This is a genomic window from Corynebacterium sp. ACRQJ (assembly GCF_022346045.1).
GTDB classification, from domain to species: Bacteria; Actinomycetota; Actinomycetes; order Mycobacteriales; family Mycobacteriaceae; genus Corynebacterium; species Corynebacterium evansiae.
Map to the genome: position 1 here is coordinate 1 of NZ_JAKRMT010000022.1, position 14,535 is coordinate 14,535.

Below are 14,535 nucleotides of genomic sequence, written 5' to 3' on the forward strand. Positions count from 1 at the left end.
AGTGCCCACGAGGTAGGCCAGCACCTCCGCGATCTACCCCGCATCCGCGAGGAGATCAACCGGCGCGTAGACCTCTACCACGCTTATCAAAACGGCTACCTCGGCTACGAATCCGACTACGGCAGCCAATTCACCCACACACTCCGCACATTTCTGATCCAGCACCCACACTGCGATCTTCAGATCGTGGACGAATACGGAGACACGCACCCACTCGAAGCGGAAGCCAGCGACAAGTAACAGAAAGGAACCCAATTTGGACTACCCAACCGACCCACTCACACGCTTCACCCAAGGGAAACACGTCCCCAAAACCACCCTCGAAGAACTAGCCAGAGACGGCTACATCATCGCCGACCCCCACGACAACGTCTACAGCATCACCACCAAGGGCAACGACGCCCTCCAATAGAAAGGACCCCCTCTGCCATGACCTGGATGACCAAAGACCTCACCGTCAAACTCCTAGAAATCGCCATCACCGGTCTCGTCAACGCCCACGACACCATCAAGAACGAAACCCCAAACACACAACCACAGGCAGCACCGGAACCACAGGCAGCACCGGAACCAGCACCACATGCGGAAGACACCCCAGACCCCGCGCCCACACCCACCATGCCCGAAATCCAAACAGCACTCCGCACCATCGCCAAAGCAGAGGGCACCGACTGGATCCAGAACGAGCTCTTCGCAGGCTTCGGCATCACCAACATCACCCACCTCCCAGACGACAAACTCGCCCTGGCGTGGGAGATCATCACCACCCACCAGGAAGAACTCGAAGGGAACTAACCATGACCTACCAGCCAACCATCACAAGGCCTCCGGAGGGCTGGCCGGACAACCTCCAAGCCCTCAACACCATGACGGAGACGCCACCGACGCACGTGCAAGACACCACCGGCGACGTGTACAAGATCTTCGGGATCAACAAAAAGTCCGTCAGCCTCAACCAATCACACAAGCCGAACCTTACGCGCTTGTCTCCGAACAAGATCGAATCACTGGGGCAGGTGGTGGAGCAGTCCGAACCAGCAGCAAAAGGCGAAGGTGGGCACGCCCAGCGTGACCACGCGCTCCTGTCCGCCTCCGGCGCCAACCGCTGGATCCACTGCACCCCCTCCGCGCTAATCGAAACCCGCTACGAAGACACGTCCAGTGACGCAGCGGACCAGGGCACCGCAGCCCACGAGCTCGCAGAACACAAGCTTCACCAGCTCTTGGGTGAGCCATCGACGCGCCCAATCTCCGACTGGCACGACGAGGAAATGGAGGACCACACCGACACCTACGCCGACCACGTCATGGCCGAACTCGCCCGCACCAAGGAAGGAAGCCCTGCCGCGTTCCTCTCCATCGAGGAGCGCCTCGACTTCTCCCACATCGTCCCCGACGGCTTCGGCACAGGAGACGCAGTCATCGTCGGCGACGACACCATGACCATCGTCGACCTCAAGTATGGCAAGGGAGTGCAGGTCAGCGCGGAGAACAACCCGCAGATGCGCCTCTACGCGCTCGGCGCCCTGGCGCGTTACGGCATGATCTACGACATTAGATGCGTGCGCATGGTCATCTTCCAGCCGCGCCTGAACAACGTCAGCGTGGAAGAGATCGACGTCGACGAGCTCACTACCTGGGCTCGTGAAGTGGTCGAACCTGCCGCGCAGCTCGCAGCAGCAGGCCAAGGTGAACTCACCCCCGGCGACTGGTGCACCTTCTGCAAGCACTCGGCACAATGCCCCGCGCTGCAGAAGCAGTACTTCGACATCATCCCCACCAACCCCGCGGGTGCACCAGAAGCGCCAGACCCGGACACCCTCACCGATGAGCAGATCGCCACGATCGTCGCCCACTCCGGCGAGCTCAAAAAGTGGCTCGGCAAGGTCGAAAAGCACGCCCTCGACCAAGCCAACCAAGGCAAGAAATACGACGGGTTGAAGCTCGTTGAGGGTCGTTCCGTCCGCCGGTACACAGACACCGACGCGGTCGCCCAAGCCGTCCAGGACGCAGGCCACGACCCCTACCAGCGGAAGCTGCTCGGCCTGACCGAGATGACCAAGATGCTCGGAAAGAAACAGTTCGACTCCCTCCTTGGCGGCTTCATCGAGAAGCCGGAGGGCAAGCCCACGCTGGTGCCAGTGTCGGACAAGCGCCCGGAGCTGTCCGTGGCCACCGCTGACACAGTCTTCCAGCCCGTCAAATAATCCCCGGTGTGCTGCTGGTCGGGATGATTTACCAGCCACCAAACCACTAAAAACAACTATCCGGAAAGCCGGGTAGTTCAGCAGTCCCAGAAAGGACACCATCATCATGGCACTCAGCCCCCGCACCGTCACCGTCTACGGACGCCTCTCCTACGCACACCTCAACGAACCACACGCCCTCAACGAAGATGCGGAGCCCAAGTACTCTGCCACCCTCCTCGTTGAGAAGACCAACACCGACGCGATCAACGCCATCAACGCAGCCATCAAGGCAGCCGTCGACGAAGGCGTCACCCGACGCACCTTCACACAGGCCATCGACCCCGCCCACACCAAGTACCCGCCACTGCGCGACGGCGACCAGCCCAACGACTCCGGCGAACCACGCGGCGAAGAGTTCGCCGGCCACTGGTTCATCGCAGCCAAGAACAAAAGGCAGCCCATGGTCGTCAACGCCCAGCGCCAGCCCATCATCGACCCAGACGACGTGTACTCCGGCTGCTACGTCAACATGGCCGTCGAGTTCTATGCCTACTCCAACTCCGGCAACAAGGGCATCGGCGCTTCCCTGATCGGCGTGCAGAAGGTCAAGGACGGCGACCGCCTCGGCGGTGAACCACCAAAGGCCGAAGACGTCTTCGGAGTCGTCGGCGGACAAACCCCGACCGACACCGGCCTGGGGTTCTAACCCCGCACACATAGCCCGACCTCCACGAAGGTGGACACCCGCGTCACGGCGGAGTCGGGCACAACAAAACACGCACAACTCAACAAGAAGGACAGATTTACTATGGTCAACCGCAACCGCGAACTCATGATCAGCACCGCACCAAGCAAACTGTCCACCATCTGGACCAACACCCACACCACCCTCCAAGACCTCACCGCAGCAGCCTACGACCCAAAAACCGTCAACATCACCCACGACGAATACGAAAAGCTGACGAAGACGGAGAAAGACAAGGTCAAAGACGTCGGAGGATTCGTCGGTGGACACCTCAAGGGAGGCAGGAGGCGAAAAGGCCACGTCCTCGCCCGCAGCCTGATCACCCTCGACATCGACAACCTCCCCGCCGGTATTGACCTCCCCACCACACTGCAAGAGCGGCTGCCCGTCGCATGGCTCGCCCACACCACCATGAGCCACACCGCCCAGCAGCAACGGTGGAGGGTGTGGGTCTGGCTGACCCGCGACGTCACCCCCGACGAATACACCGCGATCGCCCGCAGACTCGCTCAAGACCTCAACCCCGGCCTCGACTGGTTCGACCCCACCACCTTTCAGCCCGAACGCCTGATGTACCACCCGTCCAAGACGCTTGACGGCGACTACCGATCAGAAGTCTCCGCCGGCAAGCCAGACCTCGACCCCGACGAATGGCTCAACCGCTACACGGACTGGACGGATGCGACCACCTGGCCTGGCGTCGACCCCGCCGAGATCATCCACCAGCAAAAGACCGGCGGGAAGGTCCAAGACCCACGCGAGAAGCCCGGCCTCCTCGGGGCCTTCAACCGCACTTACGACATCCACACCGCCATCAGCACATTCTTATCCGGTGAGTATAAGAAGGGCACGACGAAAAACCGCTACACCTACGTGCACGGCACCTCAGCCAACGGTCTCGTTGTCTACGACGGCGGGCTGCACGCTTACTCGCAGCATGCGACCGACCCAGCGTCGGGGCAGATGGTCAATGCGTTCGACCTCGTCCGTATCCACAGGTTCGGACACCTCGACGAGGAAGCGGGCGAGGCCACCCCGGTCAACAAACGCCCCTCCTATGCGGCGATGACCGACATGATCGACCATGATCAGCCCACGAAGCTCGAAAACGCCCGGACGCAGATGAAAGCCCTGGGGGAGGTGTTCAACCTCATGGCACCCACCGCACCAAAAAGCAGCAATGACAGTGCCCCTGCGCAAGAGACCAAGGAAGAAGACCCCGTCACCCATGACTGGCTCGCCGAACTCGACACAAAAAAAGACGGCAACTTCGCCGACACCCTCCACAACTGGATCCTCATCTTCACCCACGATCCCCACCTCAACCACATCAGCTACAACGAACACGCAGAAAGGATCGAAGTGCAAGACCCCGGCGCACTGCCATGGCGACAGCTCAAGCCCGGCTGGACAGAAAACGACGACGCCCAGCTCCGCGCCTACATCAACCGCACCTACCACGGGCTGTACGGCCCGGCGAAGATGACTGACGGGCTCCAAGCAGCTGCCACCAGCCGTGCTTTCCACCCCGTTCGCGACTTCTTCAACACTCTGCCGCCATGGGACGGCACACCGCGGGTCGACAGGCTACTCGTCGACACATTGGGTGCCGACGACACCGACTACGTCCACGCCGTGACGCGCAAGACGCTCGTGGCTGCGGTGCGTCGCACCTTCCGCCCAGGCACGAAGTTCGACCATGTGTTGACGCTCGTGGGGCCACAGGGCGTCGGCAAGTCGACGATCTTCGCCAAGCTTGGCGGACAATGGTTCTCCGACGCGCTCACCATCACCGACATGCGCGACAAAACCGGCGCGGAAAAGCTGCTCGGTAATCTCATCACCGAGATAGCCGAGCTCGCCGGTATGCGCAAGATGGACGCGGAGACTGTCAAGGGGTTCGTCAGTAGGACGGATGACAAGTATCGCGCTGCCTACGGTCGCACGGTCGAGTCGCACCCACGGCAGGGCATCATCGTCGGCTCTACCAATGCGACCGAAGGATTTCTCCGCGATCCGACTGGCAACCGGCGCTGGTGGACAGTCAACGTGACAGGTGAGGGCATCACCCCAGTGACCTCACTGACAGATGAAGATCTGCAGCAGATCTGGGCAGAAGCCAAGCACTACGAGCAGGCAGGGGAGAAGCTCTACCTCACCGGAGACGTTGCCGAGGCAGCAGCCGAGGCCCAGGCGGAAGCCGTTGAGGCCGACGACCGCACCGGTATTGTCGCCGAATACCTGGACACTCCCATTCCGAGAAATTGGGATCAGGTGCCGCTCGATGCGCGCAGGCTATACCTGGCGACCGGCAGGGTCTCGGAGCAATGGGACGCGCCGAACGTGGCGTGGGACGAACTGGAGCCACGCTCTCACGTGTCGAAGATCGAGATCTGGTCAGAGTGCTTCGGACGCGACCCTGACAGCATGCGCAAGGTCGACTCGCACGAGATCACCGCGATCATGCAGCAGCTCGAAGAGTGGCAAGACACCGGGAAGCAGAGGCGCATACCGATCTACGGAAAGCAGCGCATCTACCAGCGTGTTAGAGCAGATGTTCCATTCTGATTTGAGGGTGGAACAAAGTGGAACAAAGTTGGAAAAACTTCGTTCCACCCCGGAACAAAAGGAACAAAACCCCACTTTGTTCCAGTACATTGTTCCGCGCGTTAGCGCAGGTAAGCCCCCAAAAATCTACCACCGGAACAAACGGAACAAAATATTAACTAACTAAGTAGAAGTAGGGGATTAGGGGGCAAATACACACTAAAACGTCTAAATCAGCCACCTAAATAGAAACGGGGTCAACTTTGTTCCAAAAACGCCCAGAAAGCAGAAAATGGCATTAGAACAAAAGATCGAACAAAAGCTAGTGCAGATGGTTCGCAAAGCCGGCGGTCAGTGCTACAAATTCACCTCCCCAGGCACCGCAGGCATGCCAGACCGGTGCGTCATCCTCCCCGGCGGACGCATCGCCTTCGTCGAAATCAAAGCCCCCGGACAAAAACCCCGACCACTCCAACGACGACGCCACCAACAACTCCAAGCCCTGGGGGTCATGGTGCGCGCCCTCGACAACCCCTACGACATCCAGGATCTCATCCATGAAATACAAGCCTCATGACTACCAGCAGTACGCCATCCAGTTCATACGGGATCATCCAGAAGCAGCCCTGTTTCTTGATATGGGACTTGGAAAAACCATCATCACCCTCACCGCTTTACAGAAGATGATGACCGAGGATTTCACCGTGTCGAAGCCCCTCATCATCGCTCCACTACGCGTCGCCCGCGACACCTGGCCAGAAGAACTCGACAAATGGGATCACCTCGCCGGCCTCACCATGGCTGTCATGGTCGGCGCACCCGCCCAGCGTCGACATGCCCTCCACGCTGACGCTGACATTTGGGTGATCAATCGCGAGAACCTCCCATGGCTCCATGATCAACTCAACGGCCACTGGCCGTTCGACACCGTTGTCATCGACGAGCTATCCAGCTTCAAATCCCACACCGCCAAGCGGTTCAAAGTGCTGAAAAAGAACCGTCAGCACATCCGCCGGATCTACGGACTCACCGGCACCCCAGCCCCCAACAGCCTGCTGGACATCTGGGCCCCCTTCCGACTACTCGACGGCGGCACCCGACTAGCCCCCACCATCACCGCCTACCGCGACAAGTACTTCACGCCGGGTAGGCGCAACGGCCACATCGTGTATGACTGGAAACTCAAAAAAGGCGCAGACACTGCGATCCATGCCGCGATCAGCGACATCACCCTGTCCATGAAAGCTGTCGACCATCTTGACATGCCAGCAGCCACCACTATTGACCGGCGTGTCACCCTCGACGCTAAGGCGCGGGCGATCTACGACAGTATGCGTGACGAGATGGTCGCAGACATCGGGGTAGAGGTCATCGATGCGGGAAGCGCCGGCGTACTCGCCGGGAAACTACAACAGCTCGCGTCCGGGGCGATCTACGCCGACGACGAACACAACTGGACACACATCCATGACTCGAAGCTTGAAGCCATCGACGAGATCATCGAGGAAGCCCAAGGGCAGACAATCCTCATCCCGTTCTGGTTCAAACACGATCTCGAACGCCTGCAAACCAAATACCCAGAGGGGAGGCTGCTAGACACAGACAAAGACATGGCGGAATGGAAACAGGGGAACATCCCCATCGGCTTTATTCACCCCGCCAGTGCGGGGCACGGGCTGAACCTCCAATCAGGTGGGCACATCCTCGTGTGGCATACGCCGATCTGGTCACTCGAGCTATACGAGCAGACCAACGGGCGACTGAACCGCCAAGGGCAAACACACCCCGTCACCATCGTCCGGATCATCACAGAGGGGACCATCGATGAACACATCGTGAAAGCACTCGAAAAGAAAGATACGACCCAGCAGGCATTGATTAGGGCGGTGTCTGCAGCGCTGGTGGGGTGATGTGGCTTCGTTGTTGGGGTGGGGGGAGTTATCATCCCCCTATGGCAATAGAACACACATTCGATAATGTGACCCTGGTTAACGACGACTACCGCAACCACCTCCACCACCTCCACAACGCCGACGTCCTCATCACCGACCCTCCATACGGAATGAACTACCGAGGACACGGCAACAAACAAAAACCAATCGCCGGAGACAAAACCACACACCTACGCGACCAACTCATCACAACCTGGGGAACCAACAAACCAGCCATGATCTTCGGAACATGGCGAGTCCCCAAACCCACCTGCCGCAACACCATCGCCTGGATCAAAACCAACACCGGCCCCGGCATGGGAGCACTCGACCTCCCATGGGGCAGCGCATGGGAAGAAATCTACATCCTCGGCACAGGCTTCTACACACCCCACAAACGCCAACCAAACCACACCCAAATCAACGCCTACCCAGCCGGAAGTAGACAACGTCCCAAACATCCAACACCAAAACCAGTGGAGCTTATGGAATGGCTAATCCAACACTGCCAACCAGAATGGACAATCATCGACCCATTCGCCGGATCCGGAGCCACACTACGCGCAGCAAGAAACCTCGGACGCACCGCCATCGGATTCGAGATCGACCCTGACTACACAGAACTCGCAGCCGACCTACTCCAACAAGACCAAGAAAAAGGCAACACCACATGACCACCGACCTCCCCACTACACTCCGCCACCTCGCCAACCACCTCCACCACCTCCAAACAGAAATCTGGGAAAACCGCTACCACGCAGCCCGCACCAGCCAAACCGGCGTACGCCACACCACCACAGGACCATCAAGCCCCACCAACGACACACAACTCGACTACCTACTCGACACCCAAACCCGGCTTAGAGAACTCTGCACCAACGTCTCAGAAGACCTACACATCCTCATCCCCCACAACACACAAGTCGGCGACTACTGGGCAGCCTGGCTCCACAGGCACCGCACACAGCTCCAAGACCTCACGTGGTACGAAGACCTTGAAACAGAACTCCAAGACCTCGAGGCAGAACTCCGCCACCACATCCACCCACAAGCCCCACACACGGTGAAGCTGCCGGACTACGCCACAGCCGACGAGATAGGCCGAGCACTAGGCAAAACCCCAGACGCAATACGCAAATGGTGCAAACGCCACCACGTCACCGCCTACATCGAAAACGGCAAAACCAAATACCGCACAAAAGAAATCACCGACACCTAACACCAGATGTCCATATCCGTGGTACACTTACGTGCGTAAAGCCTGTAACCCTATGACCTCACCACCCGAGGTTGTAGGGTTTTCTCATGCGCAAAACCGGAGGTGCACCAAACCCTATGCCTCCGAAAACACGGAAAACAACCACGCAACGCGGATACGGAACACCACACCAAAGGCAACGCCGACGACTACTCGCCCAACACAAAGACGGCACCCCATGCCCCGAATGCGGCCAACCAATGTACAAAGACGCCGAACGCAACTTCGACCACGCAGCACTAGAAGCAGACCACGGGCCAGGAAGCGCGCTGAAATACGCTAGAAACAAACAGGCGACCAGAGCGACCAGACTGCTACACCGATACTGCAACCGCAGCGGCGGAGCCTGGGATAAGCCGAAGAAAAAAGCGGAAGAGCAGCCCGCGGGGAATGGTTTCGCCTGGGCGTGAACAGTGGTTAAGCCCCCGGCCTGGATTCTTAGGCGGGTGGCTCGTTGACTCCCTCCCGCTCGGCCTGCAGGCAAGGCGTCTCTCTCTCCACTGGTCATGACGTTTTTCGGCTTGTTTCGTGGTTCTCGCGAGCTTTTAGGGATGGAGGTAGGTTTTGAGTCATTCTGGATTGGTTAAGGCGTTAGCAGGCGACCGTGAGCTTTCGGAGTTTGATTCCCGCGCAGTGACGATTGTCGCTCAGCTGATCGAAAGAGTGCAGGAGGCACGGGAGGTTATCGCCGCCGAGGGGGCTGTTGTGGACAGGGTGTCGGGGGAGCCGGTCGAGCATCCGGCGGTGAAGGTTGAGCGTATGGCGTCGGCTGAGATCCGCGGCTGGGTGAAGGAGCGCCCGGATCTGTTTGGTGCGCGTCCTGCGGATGGCGGCCATGTTTCGGGTGCCAACGTGGATAAGTTCGGTGGTTTCAAGCTCGTGAAGTAGTCATTTTGGTGATCGGAGGTGCCTGGTGGGTAAGCCGGAGTGGTTGATTGGGTGCCAGACGCCAACGCACCAACATGTCCCTGCTGGTGACGCTGAGTTTGCCAGCAAGGCGTGCGAGTTCGTCCGTTGGGCCGGCCTTAATCTGTACCCCTGGCAGGAAGAGCTGCTGCGGGACACTTTGCTGCAGACCGATGAGGGTATGTGGGCGTCTCGTGAGGTCGTTGTGTCTTTGGCTCGTCAGAACGGCAAGGGCGAGGTTCTTGTCGCGCTTGAGCTTGTAGCCATCTACCTGTGTGATGCGGAGCGCATCATGCATTCGGCACACTTCTTGGATACTGCTATGGATGCCCGCGACCGTCTTTGGGATGTCATCGAAGCAAACCCGGCGCTCATGGAGTGGTGGGAGGATGAGTACCCCGGTGTGTCGCCTCGGCCTGTGATGGGCAACGGCAAAGATGCGATCAAGTTTCCAAATAAGGCGAAGATCTACTACCGCACGCGCACGAAGAAGACTGGTCGTGGCCTGTCGTTCGACTGGCTGATCTTTGATGAGTGTTTTGACCTGCCGAATGAGGTTTATGCGGCGATGAATAACACGACGAAGGCGCGGCCTAATGCGCAGAAGGTATTTATCTCGTCTCCGGTGAACACGCGGGAGCATTTCCATGGTGCGATCTTCTCGGCGAAGCGGTGGGCTGCTTCTGATGGTGCTGACGGCATGCTGTTCAAGGAATGGTGCCGGGAGCCGGATGATGATCCGTTTGATGAGGCAACGTGGGTGAAGGCTAATCCGTCGTTGGTGAATGAGCCGCGCCCTGGTGTGCAGTTGGATGAGGTTCGTTCGGAGGCCGCGTCGGCTCGTACTTCAGAGGCCTTGTTGGATCCGTTTCTTGTGGAGACGTTGGGGCAGGGGGAGTGGGTGCCACGTGACGGTGACGAGGTTAGTGACTTTGTTCCGATTGTTGATCTGTCTGATTGGTCTGGCGCGTCGGAGTTGATGCCGGCGTCGTTGGGGGATTCATGTGTGGCTGTGGATGTCACCCCGGATGGTGAGGCGGTCGGTGTGGTGTCTGCTGCCCAGTGGGGGGATCGGTTGTTTTTGTCGCTGGCTCCCTATGAGGAGTTCGATCGCAGTGTCGTCGTTGAGAAGGTCGGCAGCACTGTGGAGTTGAACGATCCTGTTGCTGTGGTGCTTGATCCATCAGGGCAGTGTTCCACGATGGTGGAGCCGCTGCGGGGTGTGGGGGTGGAGCCGGAGCTGTTGAGCGGTGGGCAGGTGTCGAAGGCTTATGAGCTGTTTCTGCGTTTGTGGGCGGAGAAGCGGATCGTGCATGACGGGGCGCAGCGGTGGCTTGATGCGTTGGGGGTGGCGCAGGAGCGGTCGAAGAATGGCCGGTATCGCAGCCTTGACCGATACTCCGGGGATGTGACTGTCCTGGTGGCCGCAACGTTGGCCGTATGGGGGTTGCAGGAGTTCGGGGTGGGGGATGGCGAGGTTGAGGTTAAGCGTAAGCGTCATTATGTGAGCTCGGCACGGGCGGTGAAGAAGCAGCGTCGTGTGTCTGAGATGAGTTTCTAGGAGGTGGCCAGCATGGCTGGTTTGAATGTGCGTGAGGTTGGCCATGCGCGGGCTACCCGTAACTATGCGCTTGCGGATGATAATTGGGAACTGCGGTTCCCTCATTCTGCGAAGGTCTTTGCGAAGATGGGGCGCGAGGACGCGCAGGTAACATCTGTGCTTCGTGCGGTGACCCTGCCGATCCGTCGCGCAACCTGGTTCGTGGAGCCAAACGGCGCGCCGGATGAGATCGTGGCTGCAGTGTGCGAGGACTTGCGCCTTCGGGCGAAGGGTGAGGACCCGAATAAGCCGTTCGCGCCGCGCACGGGTCGTGTGTCGTGGGAGAAGCACCTTGAGCAGGCGCTAAAGGCGCTGCAGTTCGGCCATATGTTCTTTGAGCAGGTGTATGAGCCGGGGTTGGATGGGCGTGAGCGTTTGGTGAAGCTTGCGCCGCGGTGGCCGGGCACGATTGACCAGATCAACGTGGATGATGATGGTGGGCTGGCGTCGATTCGTCAGACAGCGTTGCCGTCCAGTTCGCGTGTCGAGGGGGCGCGCACTATCCCGGTGGACCGTCTCGTGGCTTACGTCTTCGACGATGAGGGCTCACAGTGGACCGGGAAGTCGGTGCTGCGCCCGGCGTACAAGCACTGGAAACTACGCGACTCGCTGTTGCGTCTTGAGCTGAACACGCTCGACCGTAACGGCATGGGTGTGCCCGTGTACACGGGTTCCGATATGGCGATGGATCCGGATAAAGACCTTGAGGATGGCGAGGTCATCGTTGAGGGTTTCCGCGCTGGCGAGCATTCGGGGGCTGCTATCCCGGCTGGGGCGAAGTTGCAGCTGTTGGGTACGTCCGGGCAGTTGGTGAGTCCGCGTGAGGCGATTAATTACCACGACAGCATGATTGCGAAGTCGGTGTTGGCGCACTTCCTGAACCTCGAGGGCAAGGGTGGCTCGTACGCGCTGGCGGAGACCCAATCCGACCTGTTCATTCAATCACTGCAGACCACCGCCGAGTGGTTGGCGGATATTGCTACCCAGCACGTGGTGGAGGACCTCGTGCGTGTGGCGTTCCCTGAGCACACCGGCCTGGTTCCGCGTATCTCGTTTGACCCGATTGCTTCGAAGAAGGAGATCAGTGCTGCTGATCTTGCGAACTTGAAGAACGCTGGTCTGATCTTTGGCGACAAGGACCTTGAGGAAGACCTGCGCCGCCGGTACACACTGCCACCGAAGCAGAAGTTAACCGACGCGCTGGAGTCTAAGAAGCAGCGTCAACGCCTTGAGGAAGAAATGGGCGTCACGCTGAGTCCCCAGGATGAAGTTCCTACTGATGTTGCCTCTGTTGAAGAGTCGAAGCCCGCGCCTGATGCGGCGGAGTCGTTCGACGCGTACCGCGAGCCAGTGACGGGAGGTTCCGGCACCGGGGAACCATTGGTGGCCGCCCTCGCTGACATTGAACGTCGATTTGAACTTGAAAAGCGGTACAACGCAGCACTTGATTTGAACGCTGAGCTCTTAGCCAAGGTGGCGCGATTGAAAGGTGGAGCATGAACGAGATTTTGATGTATGGGCCGATTGGGCCGGATTTTTGGGAGCCTGAGAATGCGATTACTGCGAAGTCGGTGATGGCTCAACTCTCCGAAATCTCCGGTGATGTCACTGTACGTATCTCATCTGGTGGCGGTGATGTCTACGAAGGCGTGGATATCATGACGGCCCTGAAGAACCACGATGGTGAGGTCACGGTGATTGTGGAATCGCTGGCCGCGTCTGCCGCGTCGTTTATTGCGGTTGGTGGTGCTGACCGTGTTCTCATGCGGAAGTCATCGGAGATGATGCTGCATCGTGCGTGGACTTTGGCTGAGGGTAATGCGGATGATGTTCGCAAGACATTGGGAGACCTTGAGCGCCAGGACAACAAGCTGGCCGCTATCTACGCCGGTAAGGCCGGTGGTGAGGTGCAGGACTGGTTGGACGCGATGAGCGCAGAGACCTGGTACACCGCCGAGGAGGCTGTGGCCGCTGGGTTGGCGGATGGAATTGTGGCTGAGAAGTCGTCCGCGCCGGAGCCGTCGGCGTCGTTGGCGAAGCGGCGTTTCAAGTTCGCTAACCGGGCTGCGGCTCCGCCGCCGCCTGTCTCCCGGTCGGTATCGGGGGACATTTCTACTACGCCCAGTGATGGGCAGATTGGAGACAAGATGAATATCTTGAATCAGCTCGCCAAGGAGCTGGGCAAGACGCCGGAGGACGTGCAGAACGCACTCTCCGGCTTTTTTAATGAAGAGGTCACCGTGACCGCCACGATTGACTTGACCTACCCGGAGGACACCACCGTCGTCCCCACCGGTGAAGCACAGGCCGCACCGAACGAGGACGTGCCCGCCGGCGTCACCTTCTCACTTACCGCCACACCGGACGGCTGGACCGGTGAGGTCACCGAGGACACCGGAATCCTCACAGTGACCGCCCCAGCAGGCGTTGATCCTGACACCACTGTGGAATTCACCGTGGCCGTCAACGGCGGCGAGGGTGACCCGGTGGAGCTGACCGTTCCTGTAACGGTGAAGTCCGCGGCTAACACTGAGGAAGAAACCACACAGGAGACTGCCCCGGAACCTGCCGCGCCTGTTTCGGGTGGGGACACGATCACGCTGGACTCGGAGACCTACGCCGAGCTCAAGGCCGCTGCACAGCACGGTTGGAAGGCCATGGAGCAGCAGAAGGAAGCAAGCCTCATTGCTGAGGTCGACGGATGGATTAAGGAAGGCCGTATCTCCGCTGCCCGCCGTACGAAGGCGATTGCCGCGATGAAGCGCGACCCGGAGGCCGCCCGCGACATCTACGGTTCCAACCCGGCTGGCACCATCCCGCGCGCGGAGATCGGCTACGGCAAGGACGTCGAGCCGGATGCCGTGAAGAACCTGTCCGCGAAGGCCGACAAGGTCGGCTTTCTTTCCCGTAAGAACTTTCACTAAGGAGAAGAAGTAATGCCGAATCCCACTTTCCGCTCCGGCCCCATCAGCTACAAGGCCGAAGCAGATGTAACCAAGTTCCGCCTCGTCCAGGTAGGCGAAAACGGTGTGAAGCACGCCGACGCTAAGGGGCCTGTGTTTGGTGCTGTCACCGAGAATGCGACCGCGCCGAAGGATGAGCAGCCGTCGAACACGCTCGCGCTCGGCGCGCCGGGCATCGTCGCTGTCCACATTGGCCCGGCCACTGTTCCGCTAGAGGTTGATGGTGACGCTGCTGCGATTAAGCAGGGTGCGCCGGTGTACGCCGCCGCTGACGGCAAGGTGTCCGCGTCCGGTTCCCTGCTCGTTGGTGTTGCTGCCCGCTCTGGTGCTGGCAAGACCGTCAAGACCACCCTTGTCACGCCGGTTGTTGCTCCGGCAGCAGCGGGCTAACCCAAC

15 protein-coding genes are annotated in these 14,535 nt (G+C 59.6%); 14 read left to right on the forward strand and 1 reads right to left on the reverse strand.

Annotation, left to right across the window (positions count from 1 at the left end):
• From MHX52_RS09385 to MHX52_RS09410, 6 genes are all read left to right on the forward strand, one after another.
• A partial coding sequence (locus MHX52_RS09385) for a hypothetical protein (protein WP_239317905.1) occupies positions 1 to 240 on the forward strand: 240 nt, incomplete at its 5' end.
• 16 nt (positions 241 to 256) lie between these two features.
• Positions 257 to 412 (forward strand): hypothetical protein, encoded by a 156-nt coding sequence (locus MHX52_RS09390; RefSeq protein ID WP_239317907.1) that lies wholly within the window; start codon positions 257 to 259, stop codon positions 410 to 412.
• A gap of 17 nt (positions 413 to 429) precedes the next feature.
• The gene (locus MHX52_RS09395) at positions 430 to 795 is read left to right on the forward strand and encodes a hypothetical protein (RefSeq protein ID WP_239317911.1); all 366 of its coding nucleotides are present in this window, start codon (positions 430 to 432) and stop codon (positions 793 to 795) included.
• 2 nt (positions 796 to 797) lie between these two features.
• Positions 798 to 2,207, forward strand: coding sequence for a DUF2800 domain-containing protein (locus MHX52_RS09400; protein WP_239317914.1), 1,410 nt, complete (start codon positions 798 to 800; stop codon positions 2,205 to 2,207).
• A 106-nt stretch (positions 2,208 to 2,313) separates the two neighbouring features.
• Positions 2,314 to 2,895 (forward strand): DUF2815 family protein, encoded by a 582-nt coding sequence (locus MHX52_RS09405; protein ID WP_239317917.1) that lies wholly within the window; start codon positions 2,314 to 2,316, stop codon positions 2,893 to 2,895.
• 102 nt (positions 2,896 to 2,997) lie between these two features.
• Positions 2,998 to 5,502, forward strand: a complete 2,505-nt coding sequence (locus tag MHX52_RS09410) for a virulence-associated E family protein (protein ID WP_239317920.1) — start codon at positions 2,998 to 3,000, stop codon at positions 5,500 to 5,502.
• A 301-nt stretch (positions 5,503 to 5,803) separates the two neighbouring features.
• Here MHX52_RS09410 and MHX52_RS09415 read toward each other — a convergent pair whose 3' ends face one another.
• Positions 5,804 to 6,040, reverse strand: coding sequence for a hypothetical protein (locus tag MHX52_RS09415; protein WP_239317922.1), 237 nt, complete (start codon positions 6,038 to 6,040; stop codon positions 5,804 to 5,806).
• On the opposite strand from MHX52_RS09415, the gene MHX52_RS09420 reads away from it, so the two are divergent.
• The 8 genes from MHX52_RS09420 (at position 6,039) to MHX52_RS09455 (ending at position 14,529) form a co-directional block, all read left to right on the forward strand.
• Positions 6,039 to 7,391 (forward strand): DEAD/DEAH box helicase, encoded by a 1,353-nt coding sequence (locus tag MHX52_RS09420; RefSeq protein ID WP_239317925.1) that lies wholly within the window; start codon positions 6,039 to 6,041, stop codon positions 7,389 to 7,391. The genes MHX52_RS09415 and MHX52_RS09420 overlap by 2 nt on opposite strands.
• Before the next feature lie 41 nt (positions 7,392 to 7,432).
• Positions 7,433 to 8,086 carry a site-specific DNA-methyltransferase gene (locus tag MHX52_RS09425; RefSeq protein WP_239317926.1) on the forward strand — a complete coding sequence of 218 codons (654 nt, stop codon included), beginning with the start codon at positions 7,433 to 7,435 and terminating at the stop codon, positions 8,084 to 8,086.
• Positions 8,083 to 8,631, forward strand: coding sequence for a hypothetical protein (locus MHX52_RS09430; protein ID WP_239317928.1), 549 nt, complete (start codon positions 8,083 to 8,085; stop codon positions 8,629 to 8,631). The genes MHX52_RS09425 and MHX52_RS09430 overlap by 4 nt, the downstream gene beginning before the upstream one ends.
• Positions 8,632 to 9,234: 603 nt before the next feature.
• Complete coding sequence (locus MHX52_RS09435; RefSeq protein ID WP_239317930.1) at positions 9,235 to 9,558, forward strand: P27 family phage terminase small subunit; 324 nt, start codon at positions 9,235 to 9,237, stop codon at positions 9,556 to 9,558.
• 25 nt (positions 9,559 to 9,583) lie between these two features.
• Positions 9,584 to 11,137 carry a hypothetical protein gene (locus MHX52_RS09440; protein WP_239317931.1) on the forward strand — a complete coding sequence of 518 codons (1,554 nt, stop codon included), beginning with the start codon at positions 9,584 to 9,586 and terminating at the stop codon, positions 11,135 to 11,137.
• A gap of 12 nt (positions 11,138 to 11,149) precedes the next feature.
• Complete coding sequence (locus MHX52_RS09445; RefSeq protein ID WP_239317933.1) at positions 11,150 to 12,676, forward strand: hypothetical protein; 1,527 nt, start codon at positions 11,150 to 11,152, stop codon at positions 12,674 to 12,676.
• Complete coding sequence (locus tag MHX52_RS09450; protein WP_239317935.1) at positions 12,673 to 14,100, forward strand: head maturation protease, ClpP-related; 1,428 nt, start codon at positions 12,673 to 12,675, stop codon at positions 14,098 to 14,100. Before MHX52_RS09445 ends, MHX52_RS09450 begins: the two co-directional genes overlap by 4 nt.
• 12 nt (positions 14,101 to 14,112) lie before the next feature.
• Positions 14,113 to 14,529: a capsid cement protein gene (locus MHX52_RS09455; RefSeq protein ID WP_239317937.1), complete on the forward strand. Its 417-nt coding sequence runs from the start codon at positions 14,113 to 14,115 to the stop codon at positions 14,527 to 14,529.
• Positions 14,530 to 14,535: the final 6 nt, after the last annotated feature.